This window comes from Arthrobacter sp. C2, assembly GCA_024207135.1.
Classification (GTDB): Bacteria; Actinomycetota; Actinomycetes; order Actinomycetales; family Micrococcaceae; genus Paeniglutamicibacter.
On sequence record CP042428.1, the window covers coordinates 2,586,846 to 2,609,911 of the forward strand.

The following is a 23,066-nucleotide window of genomic DNA, read 5'->3' on the forward strand; positions in this document are numbered from 1 at the left end:
TGACGGCATAGAAAACTAGGAGTACATCATGGCCACTTACACCCCTGACGAACTTGCCAACAAGCTCAAGGATGGACTGCTCTCGTTCCCCGTCACTGCCTTTGACGACAATCTTGAAATCGACGAAGCCGCTTACCGCGCTCACTTGGATTGGCAGTCAAGCTTCGGCGTTGCCGGCCTCTTTGCCGCCGGCGGCACCGGCGAGGGTTTCACCCTCACCCCCGAGGAAGCCGCCCGCGTGGTGCGCATGGCGGTCGAGGAAGCCGGCTCGCGCGTTCCGGTGCTCGGCTCGGCCGGAGGCTCCACCAAGCAGGCCATCCAGAACGCCCAGGACTCCGAGGCCGCCGGCGCCGAGGGCCTGCTGCTGCTGCCGCCCTACCTGACCGAATGCGACCAGGAAGGACTCTTCCAATTCGCCTCCGAAGTCTGCAAAGCCACCTCCACGGGTGTCATTGTCTATAACCGCGCCAACGCCATCTACTCGGCAGACACCGTGGCCCGCCTGGCCGACACCCACGAAAACTTCATCGGGTTCAAGGACGCCACAGGCAACATAGAGCACCTGACGAAGGTGTACTCGAAGAACGGCGACCGCCTCTTCTACCTCGGTGGCCTCCCAACCGCCGAGACCTTTGCCCTGCCGCTGCTGCAGCTGGGCATGAGCACCTATTCATCTGCCATGTACAACTTCGTGCCGGAGTTCGCCTTGGACTTCTACAAGGACGTACGCAACCAGGATCACAATGCCGTCACCGAGAAGCTCAAGCGCTTCGTGCTCCCCTACCTAGACATCCGCGACAGGGTCCAGGGCTACGGAGTTTCGATTGTCAAGGGCGGGCTGAATGCCGTTGGCCGCAATGGCGGATCGGTACGCCCACCGCTACAGAACATGACCGAGTCAGACTTGGCCGACCTGGGCGCACTGATCCAGGCGGCCGGACTGATGCCTGTGGCGGCGACCGTCTAGCCCCGGTTGGGGACGCACCAGCACCACTACCGATAAACCCACGCGCAACGCAGGAGAAGCAATGTCCACGGATACCCAGCAGCTCACCGGCCAGTCCATCGTGGCCGGGGTCGGCACACATGGAAATGGGGGCGAGGTCCGGGGCTTCAACCCGGCCTCAAACCAAATGCTCGACCCGGCCTACAGCCTGATCGGCATCGAGCAATTGAGGTTGGCAACGTATGCTGCCGAAGATGCTTTCGAGTCCTTCCGGTCCCTTGACCCCGAGACCCACGCAAGGTTCCTCGAATCCATCGCCGAGAACATCGAGGCCGTGGGAACCGAGCTGGTCCAAAGGGCCATGGCGGAGACCGGGCTTCCCCAGGCACGGCTCATCGGCGAGCTCGGGCGCACCTGCAACCAGCTGCGGCTCTTTGCGCAGGTGGTTCGCCAGGGCGACCACCACGGGGTGCGGATCGACCCGGTGCTCCCGGATCGCACGCCGATGCCGCGGGTGGACATCCGCCAGCGCAAGATCCCGCTGGGCCCGGTCGCGGTGTTTGGTGCGTCCAACTTCCCCCTGGCATTCTCCACCGCAGGCGGTGACACGGCCTCGGCCCTGGCCGCTGGCTGCCCCGTGGTCTTCAAGGCCCACAACGCCCACCCGGGCACCAGCGAAATCGTGGGCCGGGCCATCACCCAGGCCATCTCGGATGCGAGCCTGCACCCGGGCATCTTCTCGCTGGTCTACGGGCCGGGCGCCAGCATCGGCCAGGCTCTGGTCTCGGACCCGCGCATCAAGGCCGTGGGCTTCACCGGTTCCCGCGGCGGCGGCACCGCGCTGATGGCCACCGCCGCCGCACGTCCGGAGCCGATTCCTGTCTACGCCGAAATGAGCTCCATCAACCCCGTCATCTTCTTCGCTGGCGCGCTGGCCGAGGACGCCGCCGGACACGCCAAGGCCTACCTGGGATCGGTCACCGGCTCCAGCGGCCAGCTCTGCACCGCCCCGGGACTGGTCTTTGTCCCGGCAGGCGGGGAAGGCGACAAGTTCGCCGCGGCCCTGCGCACCGAGACGGCCACCGCCGCCGGACAGACCATGCTCACCGAAGGCATCTACAACTCCTGGGTCCAGGGCGTGGAAACCCTCGGCCAGCAGCCCGGAGTGAAGCTCTTGGCCCAGGGCACCAAGGGCGAAACCGAGAACGCACCGGCCCCGTCCATCTTCTCCACCGGGGTTGCGCAGCTGCTGGACAACCCGGTGCTGCACGAGGAAATCTTCGGCGCAGCCTCCCTGGTCATCCGCTACGTGGATGGCGCCGATCTGGCCGCCGCACTGTCCAAGCTCGAGGGCCAGCTCACCGCAACCTTGCAGCTGAACGACTCGGACCACGAGGCCGTCGCCGCGGTGCTGCCCATCCTGGAGCGCAAGGCCGGTCGCATCCTGGTCAACGGCTGGCCCACCGGAGTCGAGGTCGGCCACGCCATGGTGCACGGCGGACCGTTCCCCGCCACCTCGGACACCCGGACCAGTTCGGTCGGCACACTAGCCATTGAGCGCTTCCTGCGCCCGGTCGCCTACCAGAACCTGCCGGATGGCCTGCTGCCGGCACCATTGCAGCAGTCAAACCCGTGGAAGCTGACCCGCCGCTTCGACGGCACCTTGAGGTCTGCTGGAGAACAAGCATGAGTGCAAACCAGCCCACCATTGCTCCCTCTAAGTCGTCCCGGTTGCCGCGCACCATGCAATGCTGCGGAACCTCTCAGTGGCCCACCAGCTCTACCTGGAGCACGGGCTGGGCTCACGCGACAACGCCGCCTCGATGCAGTACCTGATTCCGGGGTGGGAATTCGACGCCAAGTCCCCGGCGCTGGTGCGCTGAGAGGGCTCTTGGGAACAATAAAATAGGGCAAGGGACGGCGGGGATGGTTCAAGCGAACTTCCCCACCGTCCCTTGCCGTCCTTGGCGGACACCGGTTCGCCACGACGATCACCAACGCCTATTCGGGAGGCCGTGTGCAAGGAGTGCTCCAGGGGTTCTCGATCGTGCTGATCCTGATTGGCGTTGGCCTGGTCACGGCAAGGGTCCTGCCGCGCAAGCGCGAGTCCATTGCCGCCGGGCTGACACCGCTGATCTACTACATCACCAATCCGGCGCTGATGTTCATGCTGCTTTCGGAGACCGACCTGCGCTCGGTGATCGGCGTGTACACCCCGATTGCGCTGATCACTGCAGCCGTGACCGGTGGTCTGTATGCGCTGAGCGCCAAGCTGTTCTTCAAGGTCCCGGCCAACCGGCTTCCCGGCGCAGCCATGTCAACCAGCTACGTCAATGCCGGGAACATCGGTGTTCCACTGGCGCTCTACGCCGTAGGCAGCACCAACCCCGTGGTCTCGGTCCTCATCGCCCAGCTGCTGCTGATCGCCCCGGTTTACCTGGGCATCTTCGCCCTGGCCGCCCGGGCCAGGGGCAACCAGGAAAACAGGTCCCCGCTGGGCAGGACCATCCTTCGTTCCATCGCCAGCCCGGTCACCATCGCCACATTCATTGGGGCCCTGTTCGCTGCATTCGACCTGAACTTGCCCGAAGTCATCAACATCCCCATTGACATGCTGGGCCAGGCCTCCATTCCGCTGCTCTTGATGGCCTTTGGCATGTCGCTCTTCGGGCAGCGTCCGCTGGCCGACAAGGCGTTGCGCGGAGAGGTCTTCCTGGCCACCTTCTTCAAGATGCTTTTCATGCCGGTGGTCGCCTGGGCCTTCGCGGCGCTCGTTTTCAGGCTGGAAGAAACGGACCTGCTAGGGGTGGTGATCATGGCGGCCCTGCCCACGGCGCAAAACGTGTTGCTCTTCTCCCAGCAATTCAGGCTTGAAACCACCGTCGTCCGCGAGGTGATCCTGTGCAGCACGCTGCTGGCGCTGCCGGTGACGCTGGTGATTACCTTCGTCCTCGGCTGATTTGCACATCGGTTTCCATGACGTTGCCCGTGGACATTCGTTGCTTTCTGGTGAAGTTATTCCAGCAAGATCTTCTTCAACGTCTCGGCCGATGCGTTGGTGGACGATATGCGTGTATTCTGCTTCGACAGCCGGTGGGCCCGGTGATTTCCTCGAAGACCACACCACGCGGTCCTGTCGCCTGAACCCGTGCAGCAGTCCCGGCGATAGGCTAGGCACGCACACGTCAGATGGTTCAGGCGCCTGGAGGAATTACCGGAGCCAAGGCATGCTAGTACGTTGGACGGGCAAGATCCGAGATCCTGAACGGGCACCAGTGCCCGCAAGAACATCGTACGTATCTTGAGGTCCGGGCCGCCATGTACCCCCGCCGTCGGGGACGGTCTTCAGCACGCAGTAGTCACTGTTTTCCTCCTTTGCGAGGATCATTGTCGTACGATCCCCTACCCACAAGGTGGGAATGCCCGAACACTGTCCGCTCGAGGTAATCGTTCGGGCGGTACAGCAGCGCTGTCGTGCACGTTGAATCCGCCGATGCATCTCTTGTCGGTTTCCGTGTTTGCAGGCTGCCGACATGCGACTTGGCTGGGCCGTCCAGCATCTGCTTCCGAGGCAGGATCCGGCGCTGCACTAAGTAAACCCCTCGGCCACAGCGACGGATTATTCGGTTCAGGCAGCCAGGCCATCGCGCCTTGCCCAGAGAACAACGGAAATCTTTTACGGAAATGTGCCAGCAGCGCTACACCAACCGTAGCTGTCCGCTCGTGGCGGTTCTTTGTCCAAGTTACAGATCGGCCTCGAATGCGCGTCCGCTCCGCAGGCATTTGCTGCACCGACCGCATGCCCGGCTTTCGCTGCAGCAGAGCGAATGAGAAGAGGAATCCCAACGCGGAAATCGTCGTGGTCATCCGCTTTGACGCGGGCCACCCCCAACGGTGTGGCCCGCGAAGCAACCGCCACCACTACCGAAGGGGAGGTCTCACGTGGAAGCCGCAGAATCGTTGTTCCCCATGAAGAGGTTTCTCTCAGGAGAGCAACTCAAGCTCCCAGTCCTTGACGTCGGCCAACGGGGCAAAAAGGCTCGCGTCCAGCTCGTCGAGGGGCCGTCCGTGGCGAACCCGCTCCGGCCAGTCTCTGTTGCCCAGAGCCGCCTTGCCCAGGGCAATGACATCGGCTGTGCCGTCGGCCAGCAGCGCTTCCGCTGTCTCGGGGTCGTCAAGGTTGCCATTGGCAATCACCGGCAACCCGGAATACCGCTTGGCCAGGGCGGCCAGCGAGGGACTCCCGTCGCCAAACGCCGGAGCATAGGCTTTGTACTCGGTGGTGTGGATGAAGTCGACGCCGGTGTCACCCAGAGTGGAGAAAATGACCTCGGCCTCATCGATTCCGCCGGCCCACCGGTGGTCGTGGTCGCTGACTTTGGCCTGGGAGATGCGGATACCGACGGTCATTTCAGGCCCGACGGCCTCACGCACGGCGCGAGCGATCTCCGCGGGGAAACGCACCCGGTTCTGGGCGGAGCCTCCGTACTCGTCGGTGCGGAGGTTGAGGTAATCGGTGAGGAACTGGTCCAGCAGGTAGCCGTTGGCGCCGTGAATCTCCACGCCATCGAACCCAGCTTCCTTGGCGCGCAATGCGGCATCCACGAAGCCTTCGCGAACTTCCTGCATTTGCTCCCGAGTGATTTCAGCGGGCACCCGGTAAGCTCCCTCGCCGCGATAGAAGGCCAGTTGCTCTCCCTTGGGCGCAACCTCGGAGGGACCCACCGTGGCGTCCGCAAAACGGCTTCCCTGGGCTTGGGATCCAGCGTGCATGAGCTGCGCGAATATTGCGGACCCTGATGCGTGGACGGCGTCGACAACCCTGGCCCAGGACCGGGCCTGTTCATCATTTGCCAGACCAGGCTGATGCAAGTAGCCCTGGCTGTATGAAGTGTCGGGATAGATGCCCTCGGTGATGAGCAGCGCGAAGCCGCCCCTGGCGAAAGCCTCGTAGTAGGAGACCATCTTGTCCGTGACCAATCCGTCCTCGGTGGCACTAACACGGGTCATGGGTGCCAACGCCACGCGGTTGGACAACTGCGTGGAACCGATCTGCAGGCTCGACCAGAACGGGCTGGGGTTTGTCATGAATGTCTCCTTGGATTTTCAGGGGCGACGCTATTCCGGTGGAAAGCATGCGCATATTGGTTACCCGAACGTTTGTGTAGGCAAAGATGCCCTACGTTCGGTTTGTTGAATTTTCGGGATTTCCAGTTCGGTCTATCGGAGACCGCGTTAGTCGCCAACCGCACCAAGTATGTATGGATCAGTGCATTATTGGCGGTTCATGGATCCGCACGAGGGTGGCAGAGCAGACAGGGGTACAACGACCTGTGCATTTTCAGCACGCAAGCCCTTGCCGCCGTTACCCGCATTCAAAGTACGACACTCTTCGTAGTACTAGAAATATCGTACAATAGATTCTCAGTCAATTCAGCAATCGAGGAGGCCAAGTACACATGCGCGCTCTCGCCCACCCGACCCAAGCAGAGATGCAGCTGGACACGGTGCTTTCCGCGCTATCCGACCCAGTGCGACGACAAATTGTTGGCCAACTCGCGAACGCATCTATCGATCAGGCTTGCAGCGCTTTCCAACTGCCAATCAGCAAGTCCACCTCCACGTATCACTTCAGGGTCCTGCGTGAGGCTGGCCTGATTGAACAGCGCTACAGCGGCACCACGATCCTCAACACGCTACGAGCAGCCGACCTCGAAGCCCGGTTCCCGGGGTTGCTGCGAGCGGTTCTTCGTGCCGCCCGCAGCGAAACGACCCTCGCCACGTCCGAAGTGGAATGACTGGATGCAGGTCCGTCGATTGGTCGCGGGGAGCCCGAAGCTCCCCCAAGGCGGGACTGCTTGACATGCGGCAGCTCCCGTCTGGACCACCAAGGGTTACGCGACGTGCCAGCCTCCACAGGGCTTCATCCGGCGTCCTGTAAACGAGCAGCGAAGTCTCGTTTTCACGAGGCCGGAGCCGGCAGCGAAACAGAGCCCAGAATGGCCCCATCGACTGCAACCATGATGAACGGCGCCAGCCGGTACGGGAATTCCACCGCTGCGCTAGGTGCTTCCAATGTCCTGAGCCCGAGTCCAAACGCGGTCAGGCGGAGGTGCGTTGGAGCAGCACGGGATCGAACAAGGACCAAGGCAGGTACGCGCCCGGCAACGGCGGGCAGAGGCAGATAGTCGCTGAATTCCTCGGCTCTTGCGGATCCCAGGTATTCCAGAAGAGCCGCATCCAAGGCTTCCCAGCCGGCGGCGGAGCAGTGCTGCCCAACCATGTCTAGGAGTTCATCGAAGGTTGAAGCGGTGCGAGCCGCACCCGTTTGTTTGGAAACGGTCCATCCTCCGGGGAAGGTGCCGACCTTGATCCCTCGGCACACACCCGTGAGGAACCGACCAATCGAGGCACGCCGGATTGGGCCGGAGACCATTGGCCCGGCCCAATCCGGTGCGACGCGTGCGCAGGCTCCACACATGTGCGTGCCGACTTCCTTCCAGCTACTTCTGGCGCGGGTTCCGCGCCTTGAACTCTTCAGCGATGGTGTTGAAGTCGGTCCACTTCACGCCTTCGTGGCTGTTGATGTGCTCGATCAGGCGTTCCAGCATCAGCAACACCTGTGGGCGGCCGGAGACGTCGGGGTGGATCGTCATGGTGAAGACCGCCTGGTCGTGTTCGCGGTACACCCAGTCGAACTGGTCTCGCCACATTTCTTCCAGGTGGCGGGGGTTCACGAAACCGTGGCTGTTCGGGCTGGACTTGATGAACATCATCGGCGGCAGGTCGTCGAGGTACCAGTTGGCCGGGATCTCCACGAGGTCGGTTTCCACGCCACGGACCAGGGGCTTCATCCAGGTGCTGGCGGGCTTGTCGTAGTCGATCTTGGTCCAGCTGTCCCCGACACGCACGTAGTACGGTTCGAAGTCGCGGTGCATGAGCGAGTGGTCGTAGGTGATGCCGCGTTCGAGCAAGAGCTCGTTGGTGACGTTGGAGAATTCCCACCACGGTGCCACGTAGCCGGTCGGCCGCTTGCCGGTGCGCTGCTCGATCAGGTTGATGCAGTGGTCCAGGATGTCCGTTTCCTGCTCGCGGGTCATCGCGAGGGGGTTTTCGTGGCTGTAGCCGTGCACCCCGATTTCATGGCCCGCGGCGACGACTTCGTCGAACTGCTCGGGGAAGGTTTCGATGGAGTGGCCAGGCCAGAACCAGGTTGCCGGCAGGTCGTACTTCTTCAGCAGGGCGTTCAGCCGCGGGACGCCGACCTCGCCGGCAAACATGCCGCGCGAGATGTCATCCGGGGAGTCTTCTCCCCCGTACGATCCAAGCCATCCACCAACGGCATCAACGTCGATGCCGAACGCCACGGAAATTTCTTTTGCCATCTTCATTCCTTATCTTGTTGCGGATCGGTTCAAATGTAAGCTGCGAGCAGCTCAGGGTTTGGCTTCTGCCCCTGTGAGAGCATCAATGCCAAAAGCAGGCGGGCCTGGAAAAGCGGCAGCGAGCCGAGCTGCAGCGCACCCGCCCTGAGCAGGTCGGCGCCGCCCCCGTTGCCGTAGAACGGGACCACGGGGCCTTCAGGAACCCGGGTGCCCAGCCCCACGGTGATTCCTGCCTGCACGGCTTCCTCGGCCCAGGCCAGGATGGACGAGTTGCCGTTGCCCACCCCGCTGCCGGCGATGATGACGCCTTGGGCTCCGGCTTCAACGGCGGCCCTGGCAAGGGTGGCGTCGGAACCCGGGTGGACGGTGACGATGTCGACCCTGGTGCTATCGAACGCCGGCGGGGGCAGGGCAAGAGCCTTGGGCCGGATCGGGGCCGAGAGGAAGCGGGCCTGCCCGTTTGCAACCTGTCCGATCGGGCCGCCGTCCATGGTCTTGAAGGGCGAGGGCGCGATGGTGTGGGCCTTGCGGGTGCCCCTGGCTGCATAGATGTTGCCGGCGAAACTGATCATCGCGCCCTTGCCTAGGGCCGAGGAACTTGCCGCGACAGCGATGGCCTCCTGCAGGTTTCCCGGGCCGTCAGGGCAGGGGTGGTCGGCAGGGCGTTGGGCGCCGGTCAGCACCACGGGCTTGGAAGAGGAATGGACCAGGTCCAGGAGATATGCCGTTTCCTCCATGGTGTCGGTTCCATGCGTGACAACAATGCCGTCCACGTCGCCATCCGCCAGTTCCGCGGCCACGGCTTCGCAGACCACGCGGAGGTCGCGGTGGCCCAACAGGTAGGACCCGAGTCGCATGACATCCCGCGACGACACGTTGGGCCCGCCGGCGGCGATGCCGTCCAGCAGCTCGCCCGCCCCACGACTTGCAACCGAGGCTCCGCGATCGTTTTCGCTTGAGGCAATGGTCCCTCCCGTTGCCAATACCGAAACCTGAGGCATGCTGTGCACCTTTGCCTGGACCCTTCCGTTGCAGGAGTACTCCCGCGTCAGCTGCTGCTGCGGGAACGAATACCGCAAGCATGCCCTACACAAACGTTTGCCGCAAGTGCGTCACGTCACCTTGGTGCGATGAAATATGCTGGGGCATTGATGAGTGCACAACCAGTCGCGCATGCGGCTGAGGCACGCGGCACCTTCGGAGGAGACATGGACAAAGGTTCAGAGCCCGTTACATTGCGCATGATTGCGGACGAGGTCGGGGTCAATGTTTCCACCGTTTCCCGGGTCATCAATTCCTCCGACAAGGAGGCGCGGCGGTGGGCGTCCAGTGAGATGATCGACCGGATCCGAACGGTGGTCGCCGCCCGGGGCTACCAGCGAAACCCCCACGCCGCGAGCCTGCGCACGCGCCGCTCGGGTCTGGTGGGCGTGCTGGTCCCCCGGCTTCAGGACTTTGTCCTGGCCACGGTCTACGAAGGCATCGAGGAAGCCGCAACGGAGCAGGGAATCTCCACCTTTGTCACCAACTCGCTCGACCGACCGGAAAACCAGGCCTCTCGCACCGAGCTCATGCTCTCGCGGCGCGTTGACGGGCTGATCTTCGGTGATGCCCATGCCGGGGACCCGTTTCTTGACACCCTGGCCAAGCGCGGCATCAAGTTCACCCTGGTGTCCCGCCGATCGGGCGACCACATCTCTGCCACGTGCGACGACATCCTGGGCGGACGACTGGTTGCCGAACACCTCCTGGCAACCGGCCGCAGGGACATCGGCATCCTGTCGGGCCGCCAGTACGCATCCACCGGCAACGATCGAACGGCCGGTGTGGTCCAAGCTTGCCTGGAGGCCGGCATCAGGATCCGGCCCGAGCGGATTGTCCATGGAGGTTTCGATGCCCCGGGCGGGCGGCAGGCCACCGAGCGCCTACTCGAGCAGGGCGGTTGCCCAGATGCCATCTTCGCCACCAACGACTTCGCCGCCATCGGTGCCATGGGCGTCCTGCGCGATCGCGGGATCGGGGTGCCCGACGACGTGGCGATCGTCGGCTACAACGACACCCCGCTGGCCGCCGAGCTTTCAATCCCGCTGACCACGATCCATTCGCCGATGCATGAGATGGGGCGCGCCGGCTTGAACTTGCTGCTCGCGATGCTGCGTGGCGAAGCCGTCCAGTCGGTACGACTGGCCCCTGAACTGGTCGTCCGCGCCTCGACCGCAGGCTGAAAGTCTCCGGCACCTCGATCGCGGGGGTGACAAGCAACACCTTTCCCGTGTAATGTCCCTTTCTGACACGTACACAAAGGTTTGCGTACGTGCCCTCACACACTCGATCAAGTTCCACGCATGCCCCGGCCCCGTCTCGTTTGGCCGTTTACACAAAGGTTTGTGGAACTTTCACCCCGAAAGGAGCAGTCCATGGATTCCACAACATCGGCTTCCCGCCGCACCCAGACTGCCGCTACAAAAATCGAACCGTGGAACGTGGTCATCACCGGCAAGAAGATGGCCTACGTATCCGTGGTCTGCTTCATCGCCTGGGTTGCCTCCGTCTACGACTACACGCTCTTTGGCACCCTCCTGCCGGTCATCGCCGAAGACTTCGGCTGGACTGCGGCACAGTCCATGTCTGTGAACACCTGGGCAACCGTGGGAGTCTTCCTGGTTTCGCTGGTGGTCGGAACGATCATGGACAAGATGGGCCGCAAGCGCGCCCTGATCCTGCTGGTCATCGGTGGAGCGGTCAGCTCCGGCCTGACCGGCGCAGCCGCCGGTGCACTCTCCATGGTCATCATCCGCGGCTTTTCCGGCTTCGCGATCTCCGAAGAGGTCGTCAACGCCGTCTACCTGAACGAGATCTACAAGAAGGCCAAGGGCCGCGGCTTCATGTTCAGCCTGGTCCAGTCCGGCTGGCCGGTGGGCGCCCTGCTCGCCGCGGGCATGACGGCCCTGTTCCTCCCGATCGTGGGATGGCGCGGCAGCTTCGTCATCGCGGCCCTCGTTTCGCTGGTCGTGGTGTTGCTGGCCGCCAAGCTCCCCGAATCCCCCACCTTTGCAGCAATGAAGGAAGTCGAACGCAGGCGCAAGGCCGGCGACGAAGCCGGCGCCGCGGCGCTGGCTGCCGAACACGAGCTGGAAACCGGCACGGATTCCAAGAGTGGCCTCCGGGGCGTCTTCACCCCCGAGCTGCGGGTCCACACCATCAGCATTTCGCTGGCATGGCTGTTCAGCTGGATGGCCATCCAGGTGTTCTCCGTGCTCGGGACCACCGTCCTGGTCGAAGCCAAGGGCCTCTCCTTCGACAACGCCCTGTTCATCCTGATCCTGGCCAACGCCGTTGCCTTCACCGGATACCTGTTCCACGGCTGGGTGGGCGACAAGTTGGGCCGACGCAACACGGTGCTGGGCGGATTCGTCCTCGGCGGCATTGCCAGCGCCGCCATGCTGCTGGGTCCCAACAGCTCGGGCTTCGTCATCACCATGTACGCATTGACGTTGTTCTTCCTCACCGGTCCGTTTGCCGCCATGCTGTTCTACATGGGTGAGTCCTTCCCTGCCCACGTCCGTGGCACCGGCAGCAACCTTGCCCACGTGATGGCTCCCGTCGGCGCCATCGTCGGCTCGGCCCTGGTCTCCGTCCTGCTGACGGCCGGAGTGCCGATGACCGCCGCAGCACTGCTGGCAGGATCGCTCCCGCTCGCCCTGGCGGGACTGGTCATGCTCGGCGCCCGCAAGGTCGACCACCGCCAACCCGCAATCGAAGGAGTATCGGCATGAACAATCTCGTCCGCGACGACGGCCTCGAAGGCAAGGTTGCAGTGATTTCCGGAGCCGGCAGCGGCATCGGGCGGGCCCTTGCCGTCGCCTACGCCCGTGCCGGCGCCAAGACCGTGGCAGGCTACTACCCCGGCGACCCGCATGATGTCCAGGAAACCGTCGACGCCGTGCGCGCGGCCGGAGGCGAATGCCATCCGGTGGCGGTGGACGTGCGCAGCACCGAGCAGGTCGATGCCCTGGCCGAGCAGGCCATCCAGCGCTTCGGCTCGTTGGACATTGCCGTGGCCAGCGCCGGGATCCTGCGTCGCGCGCCCTTGGCCGAGATGACCGACCAGGTCTGGGACGACATGCTCTCCGTTGACCTCACCGGGGTCTTGCGGTTGTTCCGCTCCAGCGCCCGGCACATGGGCGATTCCGGCGGCTCCATGGTCGCGGTTTCATCGATTGCCGGCGGCGTCTACGGCTGGGACGATCACGCCCACTACGCCGCCTCGAAGAGCGGTCTGCTGGGGTTGTGCCGCTCCTTGGCCACCGAGCTGGCTCCGCGGGGCATTCGCGTCAACACCGTGATTCCGGGGCTGATCGAGAGCCCGCAGTCCCTCGACGCAAAGAACTCCCTCGGCGCGGAAGGCCTGAAGGCCGCAGGCAAGCTCATCCCCAAGGGCCGGGTTGGCACCGTGGATGAGTTGGCCCGCACCATCCGGTTCCTGACCAGTGACGACGCCGCCTACATCACCGGGCAGCAGCTCATTGTCGACGGCGGCCTGACGGTTCGCTGGCCCAGCTGACCCTTTGCACATCATGGTGTCGGGTGGTCTCCCCGGCAGAAGCTGCGGAGCCCGCCCGGCACTTTGAACCATCACACGTACCAATCTCCTGAAACGAGGAACCATGAGCGGACAGCTTGAGGGCAAAATCGCCATCGTCACGGGCGGAGCCAGCGGCATCGGCCGTGCCATCGCCGAACTCTACGCACGCGAGGGTGCCACGGTGGCCATCGCGGACCTGAACCTGGAAGCGGGCCAAGCACTCGCCCGGGAACTGGGGTCCCTTGGCGGCTCGCACAGCGCCCACGCCGTGGACGTGACCGACGAGCACTCCACGAAGGCCCTGGCCGAGGACGTCGCGGCGCTCCACGGAAGGATCGACATCCTGGTCAACAGCGCCGGCATCCTGACGGAAATCCCGTTCCTGGAAATGGAACCCGCGGACTTCGACAAGATGATCGCCGTCGACCTGCGCAGCGTCTTTTTGTGCAGCCGCTGGGTTGCCCCGTTCATGGTGAAGCAGCAGTGGGGACGGATCATCAACATCGCCTCCCAGATCGGACTCAAGGGCGGCCACGGGCTGGCCCACTACGCCGCGGCCAAGGCCGGCGTGCTCGGCCTGACCAAGTCGATGGCGCGCGAGCTTGCCGCCGACAACGTCCTGGTCAATGCCATCGCCCCCGGCCCGATCGTCACCCCGTTGCTGGGTGACTTGAGCGATGAGTGGCGCGCGGAAAAGCAGGCAGAACTCCCCTTGGGCCGCTTCGGCACGGCCGAAGAGGTTGCCCCCAGCGCGTTGCTGCTGGCGTCGTCTCCCGGAGGGAACCTGTTCATGGGACAGACCTTGGGTCCCAACAGCGGCGATGTCATGCCCTAAGGGACTGAATCTTGGCAGCGGGCGTCCCGGGTAACGGGACGCCCGCTCGTTTGGCGAGAACGGCCGGCAACGGCCGTTTCTCCCCACGCTCGCAGTCAGGCGATGCCACAGCCCCATGGCGTCCTCCCAAACGTCGTGTGCGCTCGCATTCGGACCGGGTTGTGGAAGTTCCTTCGGTCTACGGTTATCGATACACCATCTGCCCCATCGCCGTCCCTCGTCAGGCGGCCGTGCGGATGCGCTTCGTCCCGTTTCCGGGCGAATCGGTCGCGGCGTAGTTGTCCCGGTTTGCAGGGGCCTTGCACCCGGAGTCAGGCCATGACCGGCCTCAAATACGTGCATGTTGCGTCTTCTGAAAAATTCCCCCGGGGCTATGGACGTGCCGGCATTTCCCATGTTGGACTGTCCCCATGACTAACTACAACATTGGTTATTTCGTCGGTTCGCTGTCCTCCAACTCCATCAACCGCACCCTGTCCAAGGCGTTGATCAAGCTGGCACCGGACAACCTTCAATTCACCGAGATCCCCATCAAGGACCTCCCGTTGTACAACTACGACTTCGACGCCAGCTACCCTCCCGAGGGCACGGCGCTGAAGCAGTCCATCGAGGCAGCCGACGGGTTGCTGTTCGTCTCCCCCGAATACAACCGCTCCATCCCCGGGGCCCTGAAGAACGCCATCGACTGGGGTTCGCGCCCCTGGGGCGCCAACTCCTTCGCCCGCAAGCCCTCGGGCATCGTCGGGGCCTCCGTCGGCGCAATCGGCACCGCGGTCATGCAGTCCTCCATGCGCAGCGTGCTCAGCTTCCTGGACGCCCCGCAGTTGAACTCCCCCGAGGCCTACATCGCCTTCAAGCCCGGGCTCTTTGAGGACGACGGAACCGTCACAGACAGCGGAACCGCCGACTTCCTGGCCCACTACATGCGCGAGTACGCCGCATTCGTCGAGCGTGTGCTGGACGCCAGCGCCGAGGGACACATCGGCGATCCCGATCCGATGGAAAAGGCCGAAAAGTAGAGGCACACGTGTGAGGGTTGGGACCGGAGGATTCATCCGATCCCAGCCCTCTGTCGTTCACGTGTCCTCGGGGTACACTCGGCCCGGGCTTTGCACTCGCGGAACGACCACAAGCATGGCCAGTCTCCGCTTGCCGGTGAACCCGAAAGACCTTGCCCCCAGCGAAATTCATGGCTAGCCTACGACGATGGAGGTTGGTGCCAATATGCCAGGAGTCCAGCGCTGGGCCTTGCTCGCTGCGTGGGGAGCGTTCCTCGCGACCGTTCCCTCGGCGCTCTGGCGGGTTCTCATGATTGTCGGGCTGTTGCCCGGGACCGCGAAACTTCGAGAATTCGAGCTCGCTGGCGACCCGGTCCAGGGGTACGTTGACGTCTTCGCCCTGAGCGGGGTGCAACTCATCGCCGGCTTCCTCTCGATCGGTCTGGTTCGGCCTTGGGGCGAGCGGTTCCTTGGACGGACAATACTTCTCGCACCTGTCCTCGCGGTCGCCATCTTGGGTGGGCTGGCCGTGACATGGCTGTTTACCATTACGACCATCGCGCAGTTCAGTGCCGGTCTGCGCCCGGACAACGCTCTGGTCTCCGGGATTCCACTGGCAGTCATGGTTGTTTGCTATGTACCGATCTTGTTCTGGGGACCTCTCGAACTGGTGGCAACCGCCGGATACTGGAAACGGCGAGCGGGTTACCGCGACGCCGAACAACGCGTGGGCAACGCAGACCGCGCCTAAACCGGTACGGCGACCTCCGCTCAGCGAAACCACGCGGTTCATTGAGTCAGCAAGCCGCTAAGAACTTCTGGCGTGGGCTTTAACCATGATTGCCAAGGGCTCCTGAGGATCGCGGAGCGCCGCTTCACGGCATTGCGCGATATTCTCGCTCGGACTGAATTGGAGCAGAGTGTTTCTCTCCTTTACGCCGGAAACCGGGCGATAATCAGCAAGCACATTTCTCGGGTTTCCTTCTAGGCTTGCCGTGCGATCCCCGCGGCGAGGGTATTCGATCATGGATATTCAGGCCGCCCCCGACTACCTAACCCCCGTCCCACGGCCCGCGCTGAGTGGAGGCTTGGACGAGGTCCAATTTCATGGGAACCCCGTGACATACTTCGACCATCCGTGCCGCATGTGAAACCGTTGGATGACCGCCCACCCTTGTGAGAAAGCCAAGCCCTTGACATTGCCTTCCCCGTCCGCCGATCCCACCCGCAACGCGGTGCCGCGCAAGTCGCCGCGAATTCACCGCGCCTGGCTCGTGGCCGCGGTGACGGTGCTCGCCCTCGTGGCGGCCGCAGCCTTCCGCTCCACCACCGGCGCGTTCTTTGAACCGCTGGAATCCGAGTTCGGGTGGACCCGTTCCCAGCTTTCGACCGCGGTGACCATCAACCTGGTGGTCTACGGTTTGGTGGCACCGTTCGCCGCGACGTTGTTGGAACGGTTTTCGATGCGTTTCGTTGCCGCCTTGGCTCTTGGCTTGGTCTCGGCCGGGGCCGGGCTGGCGGTCTTCGTTTCAGAGGTGTGGCAGCTCTGGCTCCTCTGGGGCGGGTTGGTCGGAATCGGCACCGGCGCCATTGCTTTGGTCTTCGGGGCGGTGGTGGCGAACCGCTGGTTCGCCGCGCGGCGCGGCCTGGTGATGGGCATCTTCTCCGCGGCCAATGCCTGCGGACAGCTGATCTTCCTGCCCACCATCGTGCACCTCACCGGACTCCACGGCTGGCGCACCGCCTCGTTGCTGGTGGCGGGCTTCGCGTTGGCCATTGTCCCCCTGCTGTTCTGGCCGTTCGCCAACAGCCCGGCCGAGGCGAAGACCACGGCCTATGGAGCCGCCGATGAGACGAGCTCCGGAACGGCACCGGCCAAGGCCCGTCCAACCGGCAACGCCATGGCCGAAACTCTGGCGGTGCTCCGCCATGCCATGAGGTTCCGGGCCTTCTGGATCCTGGCGTTCACGTTCTGGATCTGCGGCTGGTCGACCAACGGCCTGATCCAGACGCACTTCATTCCCGCATCCCACGACCACGGCATGCCGGCAACCACCGCATCCGGGCTCCTGGCATTGATCGGTGTCTTTGACATCATCGGCACCATCGCCTCTGGCTGGCTCACCGACCGGGTCCGCCCGTGGCTGCTGCTGGTGTTCTACTACGGACTGCGCGGAATATCGCTGCTGACCGTCCACTCGCTGCTCGGCCCCACGGTGGAGCCGGTGCTCTGGATCTTCATCCTCTTCTACGGGCTGGACTGGGTGGCCACCGTCCCGCCCACCGTCGTGCTGTGCCGGCAATACTTCGGCCCGGTGCGGGCGGCTGTGGTCTTCGGCTGGGTCTTCGCGTTCCACATGGTAGGCGCTGGCGTGGGTGCGCTGACTGCGGGAATCGGCCGGGAGATGTCGGGCAGCTACCTGATCGCCTGGATCACCACCGCGGTTCTATGCTTCCTCGCCGCGGGAAGCCTGTTCTTCATGCCGGGCTCGCGGAAGTCGGTTGAGGCGGACCCGGAGATCGTCTCCGACGAACTGGATACGTCCCGAGTTGAGTGACCACGCGTAAAAAGGGTGGCCCGTGATCGCAGGCCAGCCTTTTTATGTAATCGCTAGTTCTTCAACGCCGCCCGGACCGCGGGCAGGACCTCGGTGGCCAGCAGTTCGATGGAGCGCAGCGTCTGCGCCTGCGACAGGCCGCCGAGCCCGACCTGGGCCAGGAAGCGGGTGTGTCCCAGGATCTCGTGCTCCCAGAGGATCTTCTCCACGATCTCCGCCGGGCTGCCGGCGAACAGTGCACCGCTCGGTGACGCCCAGGATTCGAAGGCCGCCCGGTCCAGGCGGCCGGCCCGGGGCATGTTCTGCCCGATGTAGGAGCTGTAGTGCGGGAAGAACGTGTCCTTGGCACCCTGGGAGGTTTCCTCGACGTAGAAGTGCGAGGTCACCCCGATCCGCCCGGGCTCCCGGCCCGCTGCCACGGCGGAGCGCCGGTACAGTTCGGCCAGCGGAGCGAAGCGCGGAGGATCGCCAAGGATGGCCAAGTACAGCGGCAGGCCGAGTTTTCCGGCCCGCACCGCTGAAGCGGGGGTTCCGCCCACGGCGGCCCAAATCGGCAGGGATTCTTGGACCGGGCGCGGGAAGACACCCGCGTCGTGCAGCGGCGCGCGGGTGCTGCCGCTCCACGTGACCGGGTTTTCGTCGCGGATCTTCAGCAGCAGCTCAAGTCGGTCATCGAAGTACTCGTCGTAGCGCTGCAGGTCCTGGCCGAAGAGCGGGAAGGATTCCAGGTAGGCGCCGCGGCCCGCGGTGAGCTCGGCCCGCCCGGAGCTGATCAAATCAAGCGTCGCGAAGTCCTCGAACACGCGCACCGGGTCGGCGCTGGAGAGCACCGTGACGGTGCTGGTCAGGCGAATGTTCTTGGTTTGCGCGGCTGCGGCCGCCAGCACGACCGGCGGTGAGGAGACGGCGAAGTCCTCGCGGTGGTGCTCCCCCACGCCAAAGACGTCGAGTCCTGCCTCGTCGGCCACCCGCGCCCATTCGAGGATGTCGCGCATGCGGGTTGCTGCGTCGATCGGCGTGCCGGCGGCGTCGCGGGTGAGCTCGCCGAAGGTGAAGATCCCGATCTCGAACGGGTTGGCGGCACTCATGCGCCGGAGACCACCTCGGCGCCGAGGTGGGCGGTGATGAAGTCGCGGACGTCGTCGAGCTCGGCGGCGTTGATGCCGTGGGCCAGTCCCGGGTAGACCTTCTCGATGAGCGAGGAATGGGCCGGCAGGAATTCGGTGGTGCGGGCGATCGCGACCGGGGCAATGACCCGGTCCTCGGCGCCGCGGCCCCAGAAGACCGCCGGAAGGTTTTCGCGCAGCGACTCGTCGCCGGGCTGGGTGGCACCGAGGACGAATCCACCCAGGATCACCGGGGCGATCACGCGCTCGGGGCGGGTGCGCAGCAGCTGGCTGGCCATCAGGCCGCCTTGGGAGAACCCGACGGGAATGATGCGGGTGGCCGGGTCGACGTTTTGTTCAATCCAGGCCCAGATGGCGGCGGTTGCCGCCTCAACCGGTGCCGCATCCGGGACGCCGGGGGTGGTGATCTCGAACCAGGCGGCCCCGCCGTTGCCCAGTTCGAGCGGTGCGCGCAGCGATGCCCACGGCAGGTCCAGGCCGAGGGCCGGGGCCAGAGAGCTGAGGTCTTGTTCGTTGGAGCCGAAACCGTGCAGGAAGAGCACGACCGCGTCACGCACCTCGGTGGTGGTCCAGCCGGTCGAGCGTACGTCGCGCAGTGTGGTGGTCATGGGTGGATCGGCTCCTTGGACAGGGGTGGGCGGGAGAGGGTGGTGCTCTGCCTTCAACGATACACGAATTACTTTAATCTTCAAGCAATTAATGCGGGTTGACGGTCAGATTAATTTCACCCGGCAGTCGTGCCGCTGCTGCCATTGGTCCCCGCAACCCCCCCGCCATCAAACGCGGGAGCGGTTGAAACAGTAGCCCCCCCCACGTCACCAGGGACCGGTGAACCGACAACGGTTCACCGGTCCCTGGTGCGCGGCTCACCAACTTTGCCGCGGGCCCGCTTACGGCGAGACCGCCTGCCGGTCGCTGGCGAAGCGGGCATACTCCTTCAGCAACTCCGGATCATCCACCGAGCCGAGGTCCGCGACGGTGTCCATCGCGGCCCCCTGCAGCAGCCGCTTGACCGGGACCTCCAGCTTCTTGCCGGTGCGGGTGTGCGGGATGCCGCGCATGAAGACCATCTCGTCAGGAAGGTATCGGACGGAGAGATGTTCGCGGATGGCCCGGGTGATCGCCGTGCGGCCCGATTCCTCCCCGACACCCTCGGCCAGCTGGACGAACAGCGGCATGTAGTATTCGGTGCCCAGTTCCGCGCCGACCACCAGGGCCTCGGCGACCTCCGGCAGCGCCTCGACAACGGCGTAGATGTCGGCCGACCCGAGCCGCAGTCCGTTGCGGTTCAACGTTGAGTCGGAGCGTCCGTGGATCAGGATCCCGCTGCTCGTGAACTCGATGAAGTCCCCGTGCCGCCACACCCCCGGATACGTCGCGAAATAGCTCTCGTGATAGCGGCTGCCGTCATCTCCCCAGAAGCTCAGCGGCATCGAGGGCATGGAGGCCGTCACCACGAGTTCGCCCTTGCCGCGGGTCGGGTTACCCTCCTCGTCCCACGATTCCACCCGCACACCAAGGGCCGGGGCCTGGATGTAGCCGACGCGCACCGGCAGCGTCGGGGATCCACCCACGAAGATGGAGGCGATGTCCGTGCCCCCGCTCATGGAAGCCAGCCAGATGTCGCCCACGTTGCCGTAGACCCAGCGATAGCCGTCGGCCGAGAGCGGGGAGCCGGTGACCTGGAGTGACTTCAGCGCACCCAGGTCGTGGTCGCGCATCGGCACCAGCGCGGCCTTGGCGCAGGAGTGGACGAATCCCGCGCCCACGCCAAGCACCGCCACGGACTCGGCGGCGGCGATCTGCCACACCCGGTCCAGCGACGGGAAGGTGGGATTCCCGTCGACCAGCACCGCCGTCGCTCCCACGCCCAGTGCCGAGACAATCGCGTTCCACAGCACCCAGCTGGTGGAGGCGACGTTGAGGTAGCGCTCCCCGGGACGCAGGTCGGAGTGGATCAGCAGCATCTTCATTTCCTCGAGCAGCGCACCGCCGTGTCCGTGCACGATGCCCTTGGGGATCCCCGTGGTTCCCGAGGAGAACAGTACCCACAGCGGATGGCTGAACTCGACGTCCGCGAAGGCCAGCTCGGCCGGCTCAGCCACGGCCCGCTCCCAGTCCACGGCCGGAGCCGCGGTGGCAATGCCCGGGGTCGAGGTGTGTCGCCGGACCCAGATGACGTGCTCGACGGTGGGAAGCTGGGCGAAAATCTCCTCCAGTTCCGCGCGGCGGTCCCTGTCCTTGCCCCCGAGCATGTAGCCCGGCGCGGCGATGACGACCTTGGGGTCGAGCTGGGCGAAGCGCGAGATGATCGCCCCCGGGCCGAACTCCGGGGCGCAGACCGACCAGATCGCACCGATCGAGGCGGCGGCCAGCAACCCGGTGACCGCCTCGGCCACGTTGGGCAGGATGGCCGCAACGCGGTCCCCCGCCACCACGCCGCGGGCCCGAAGGTGGGCCGCGAGCGCAGCCACCTCCTGGCGCAGCTCCTCGAAGGAGACCTCCTCGCGCTTCCCGTCCTCACTGATGCCGATGAGCGCGGTCCCCTCGTGGCCCTGCAACAGGTGCCGGGCGAAGTTCAGCGTGCGCCCCGGGAACCAGCGCGTGTGCGGCATCGGATCCGCGCTGCACACCGGGCCGGCGGTCCCGCCGAATTCGACTCCGGCAAAACCGGCGAAGTGTTCCCAGAACCGCTCGGGCTCATCCACGCTCCACTGCCACAGCTCGTCGTAGCCGGTGCCGACGTCGATGCCCCGCTCCCCAAGGAAATCGGCGAAGCGGCCCACGCCGGTGCCGGCAAGCTCCTGCGGTTCGGGCCGCCAGATGACCTCGCCGTCGGCGGCGAGCGCGTCGGTGATCATGCGCTCTCCAGGGGGCGGGAGGCCTCCCGGCGCCGCTGCGCGATCTGGGCCGCGCTGAGCGGTTCGGTGCCGATCAACACGAACAGGACCCGGGCGGTGGTGTCGGTGCGGTTGGACCAGGCGTGGCTGGTGGCCCGCTGCACCGCCACGTCGCCGGCGCGCATGGTCGCCTCGCCCTCGTCAACCAGCAGCGTGATCTCGCCCTCGAGCACCACGGCGTAGTCCAGCGAGTCGGTGCGGTGGAACCAGAAGTGCTTGGAGCCGCTGTGCTCGGCGCCCGCCTCGGCAGCCTCGTGGCCGTCGAGCTCGTTGAAGATCACCGAGCCGGCCTCGTCCGGGTACACGGAATCCGGCGGGAAATCGGCGATGCGCATGATGGTCTGGCCGGGGGCGGGGAAGCTGGGAATCTGTGCCTCGGCGGAAGCCGGGTCCACGTCGGTGACATGGTCGATCCCCCCGGCCTCGGTCAGCCAGGGCACGGTGGCCCCGAAACCCGGGATCATGTCCGAGGACCAGTGGTTGGGGGCCGCGCCGTCCGAGAGGATGATGGCGCGTCCCGCATCGTCGTGACCGGTGACGATGCGGCGGACCGGGGGCCGGGTCATTACGCCACCCATTCTTCGTGCGGGTACGTGCGGGGCTCGGGCCACCAAGGCGCTTTCTGGCGCTCGGCGGAGATCGGGGTGCGCAGCGTGCCAACGCCCTCGAGTTCCAGCTCAATGACGTCGCCGGGCTTGAGGAACTTGCCGATTTCAACGCCGGCGCCGAAGCCCATGGTGCCCGAGCCGATGAGGTCGCCCGGCTGCAGGCGGTCGGAGATCGAGACGTAGGCCAGCAGCTCGGCGGGGGTGTAGACGAAATCCTCGACCTTGGTTTCCGAGAGCACCTCGCCGTTGACGCGAACCTGGCCGCGCAGGCCCTCGACGGAGTCGATTTCGTCCATCGTGGTGACCCAGGGGCCGATGCCGTAGCCGAAGTCCTTGCACTTCTGCGGGCCCATGCCGATGGCCATTTCGGCGCCCTGGATGTCGCGGGCGCTGAAGTCGTTGAAGACGGTGATGCCGAAGAGGTGGTCAAGCGACGTTTCAGGGGTCAGGTTGCTGCCGGATTTGCCCACCACGTAGCCGACCTCGAGTTCCCAGTCGAGGGCCTCGGTGAAGTCGGGGTAGGGCAGTTCCTGGTTGTGCCCGTAGGACATGGCGGTGGTGCCCTTGAAGTAGCCCGGGCGCTCGTAGATGGAGCGTGCCGGCTGGGCCTTGGCGACGATGCGGTGGAAGTTCTGGATGTGCTGCTCGAAGGTCAGCCCGTCGCGGATCACCGGGGAGTCGACCGCCGCGCGCCAGGAAACCTCGTCGATTCCGTAGGAGGCGTCATCGGCTGCGGCCAGTGCGTCGTGGGCGGCATCCAGGAAGATGGAGCCCCCGCCGATTCCGGCTGCCAGGCTTCCGGGAAGCACAGCCAAGGCCACGGCACGGGCGCGGTCCGGTTCGGCGGCCTTGCGCTGCAGCGTCAGCGCGTAGGCGCGGGCGAGGTCGATGACCCGGCCCTGCTCGGGCTGGGCCGCCACCAGGCGGATCTGTTCGCCGTCGGGCGTGGGGACTGCAATTCTACCGAGTTTCATGGGGGTTCCTTCAAGTCAAATTCATACGATACGTACAGTATCGCATTGATGTGACGGAGATGGCAAGGGCCATAGGTAGTGCCATAACAAGGCAGGGGCGTCCGGCGTGCCGGCGAAGCCACTTGATGCAGGCGGCGGGTCCAGTGCGGT

General features: G+C 65.0%; 20 protein-coding genes. 12 read left to right on the forward strand and 8 right to left on the reverse strand.

Annotated elements, in window-relative coordinates; genetic code table 11:
* The first annotated feature begins 28 nt into the window (after positions 1-28).
* The 4 genes from FPY90_RS12090 to FPY90_RS12105 all read left to right on the forward strand — a co-directional run bounded on the left by FPY90_RS12090 (position 29) and on the right by FPY90_RS12105 (position 3,905).
* Complete coding sequence (locus FPY90_RS12090; protein WP_071214353.1) at positions 29-967, forward strand: 5-dehydro-4-deoxyglucarate dehydratase; 939 nt, start codon at positions 29-31, stop codon at positions 965-967.
* A 61-nt stretch (positions 968-1,028) separates the two neighbouring features.
* On the forward strand, positions 1,029-2,636 hold the full coding sequence (locus tag FPY90_RS12095) for an aldehyde dehydrogenase (NADP(+)) (protein WP_498681217.1): 1,608 nt from the start codon (positions 1,029-1,031) through the stop codon (positions 2,634-2,636).
* A gap of 58 nt (positions 2,637-2,694) precedes the next feature.
* On the forward strand, positions 2,695-2,829 hold the full coding sequence (locus FPY90_RS12100) for a hypothetical protein (RefSeq protein ID WP_498681219.1): 135 nt from the start codon (positions 2,695-2,697) through the stop codon (positions 2,827-2,829).
* Positions 2,830-2,993: 164 nt separating this feature from the next.
* A complete protein-coding gene (locus tag FPY90_RS12105; protein ID WP_498681221.1) occupies positions 2,994-3,905 on the forward strand; it encodes an AEC family transporter in 912 nt (303 codons plus the stop codon).
* Positions 3,906-4,930: 1,025 nt separating this feature from the next.
* Here FPY90_RS12105 and FPY90_RS12110 read toward each other — a convergent pair.
* Positions 4,931-6,034: an oxidoreductase gene (locus tag FPY90_RS12110; protein WP_071214356.1), complete on the reverse strand. Its 1,104-nt coding sequence runs from the start codon at positions 6,032-6,034 to the stop codon at positions 4,931-4,933.
* 371 nt (positions 6,035-6,405) lie between these two features.
* Between FPY90_RS12110 and FPY90_RS12115 the strand changes: the two genes are divergently transcribed.
* On the forward strand, positions 6,406-6,744 hold the full coding sequence (locus FPY90_RS12115) for an ArsR/SmtB family transcription factor (protein ID WP_071214357.1): 339 nt from the start codon (positions 6,406-6,408) through the stop codon (positions 6,742-6,744).
* A gap of 705 nt (positions 6,745-7,449) precedes the next feature.
* Here the strand turns inward: FPY90_RS12115 and FPY90_RS12120 are convergent.
* Positions 7,450-8,331, reverse strand: coding sequence for a polysaccharide deacetylase family protein (locus tag FPY90_RS12120; RefSeq protein ID WP_071214358.1), 882 nt, complete (start codon positions 8,329-8,331; stop codon positions 7,450-7,452).
* A gap of 29 nt (positions 8,332-8,360) precedes the next feature.
* Positions 8,361-9,332, reverse strand: a complete 972-nt coding sequence (locus FPY90_RS12125; RefSeq protein WP_498681223.1) for an asparaginase — start codon at positions 9,330-9,332, stop codon at positions 8,361-8,363.
* Positions 9,333-9,539: 207 nt separating this feature from the next.
* Between FPY90_RS12125 and FPY90_RS12130 the strand changes: the two genes are divergently transcribed.
* From FPY90_RS12130 to FPY90_RS12160, 7 genes are all read left to right on the forward strand, one after another.
* The gene (locus FPY90_RS12130; protein ID WP_498681225.1) at positions 9,540-10,556 is read left to right on the forward strand and encodes a LacI family DNA-binding transcriptional regulator; all 1,017 of its coding nucleotides are present in this window, start codon (positions 9,540-9,542) and stop codon (positions 10,554-10,556) included.
* 192 nt (positions 10,557-10,748) lie between these two features.
* Positions 10,749-12,107: an MFS transporter gene (locus FPY90_RS12135; protein WP_498681227.1), complete on the forward strand. Its 1,359-nt coding sequence runs from the start codon at positions 10,749-10,751 to the stop codon at positions 12,105-12,107.
* A complete protein-coding gene (locus FPY90_RS12140) occupies positions 12,104-12,895 on the forward strand; it encodes an SDR family NAD(P)-dependent oxidoreductase (RefSeq protein ID WP_498681228.1) in 792 nt (263 codons plus the stop codon). The genes FPY90_RS12135 and FPY90_RS12140 overlap by 4 nt, the downstream gene beginning before the upstream one ends.
* A 103-nt stretch (positions 12,896-12,998) precedes the next feature.
* A complete protein-coding gene (locus FPY90_RS12145) occupies positions 12,999-13,751 on the forward strand; it encodes an SDR family NAD(P)-dependent oxidoreductase (protein WP_498681230.1) in 753 nt (250 codons plus the stop codon).
* Positions 13,752-14,161: 410 nt separating this feature from the next.
* Complete coding sequence (locus tag FPY90_RS12150) at positions 14,162-14,770, forward strand: NADPH-dependent FMN reductase (protein WP_498681232.1); 609 nt, start codon at positions 14,162-14,164, stop codon at positions 14,768-14,770.
* Between the two features lie 205 nt (positions 14,771-14,975).
* The gene (locus FPY90_RS12155) at positions 14,976-15,500 is read left to right on the forward strand and encodes a hypothetical protein (RefSeq protein WP_498681233.1); all 525 of its coding nucleotides are present in this window, start codon (positions 14,976-14,978) and stop codon (positions 15,498-15,500) included.
* Positions 15,501-15,942: 442 nt separating this feature from the next.
* On the forward strand, positions 15,943-17,307 hold the full coding sequence (locus FPY90_RS12160) for an MFS transporter (RefSeq protein ID WP_498681236.1): 1,365 nt from the start codon (positions 15,943-15,945) through the stop codon (positions 17,305-17,307).
* A gap of 53 nt (positions 17,308-17,360) precedes the next feature.
* Here FPY90_RS12160 and FPY90_RS12165 read toward each other — a convergent pair whose 3' ends face one another.
* From FPY90_RS12165 to FPY90_RS12185, 5 genes are all read right to left on the reverse strand, one after another.
* Positions 17,361-18,395 carry an LLM class flavin-dependent oxidoreductase gene (locus tag FPY90_RS12165; RefSeq protein WP_498681238.1) on the reverse strand — a complete coding sequence of 345 codons (1,035 nt, stop codon included), beginning with the start codon at positions 18,393-18,395 and terminating at the stop codon, positions 17,361-17,363.
* Entirely contained in the window at positions 18,392-19,042 is a 651-nt protein-coding gene (locus tag FPY90_RS12170) for an alpha/beta hydrolase (RefSeq protein WP_498681239.1), read from the reverse strand. The genes FPY90_RS12165 and FPY90_RS12170 overlap by 4 nt, the downstream gene beginning before the upstream one ends.
* Before the next feature lie 282 nt (positions 19,043-19,324).
* On the reverse strand, positions 19,325-21,295 hold the full coding sequence (locus tag FPY90_RS12175; protein ID WP_498681241.1) for an acetoacetate--CoA ligase: 1,971 nt from the start codon (positions 21,293-21,295) through the stop codon (positions 19,325-19,327).
* Entirely contained in the window at positions 21,292-21,900 is a 609-nt protein-coding gene (locus FPY90_RS12180; RefSeq protein WP_498681242.1) for a cupin domain-containing protein, read from the reverse strand. Before FPY90_RS12180 ends, FPY90_RS12175 begins: the two co-directional genes overlap by 4 nt.
* Entirely contained in the window at positions 21,900-22,916 is a 1,017-nt protein-coding gene (locus FPY90_RS12185; protein ID WP_498681243.1) for a fumarylacetoacetate hydrolase family protein, read from the reverse strand. The genes FPY90_RS12180 and FPY90_RS12185 overlap by 1 nt, the downstream gene beginning before the upstream one ends.
* Between the last annotated feature and the right edge of the window lie 150 nt (positions 22,917-23,066).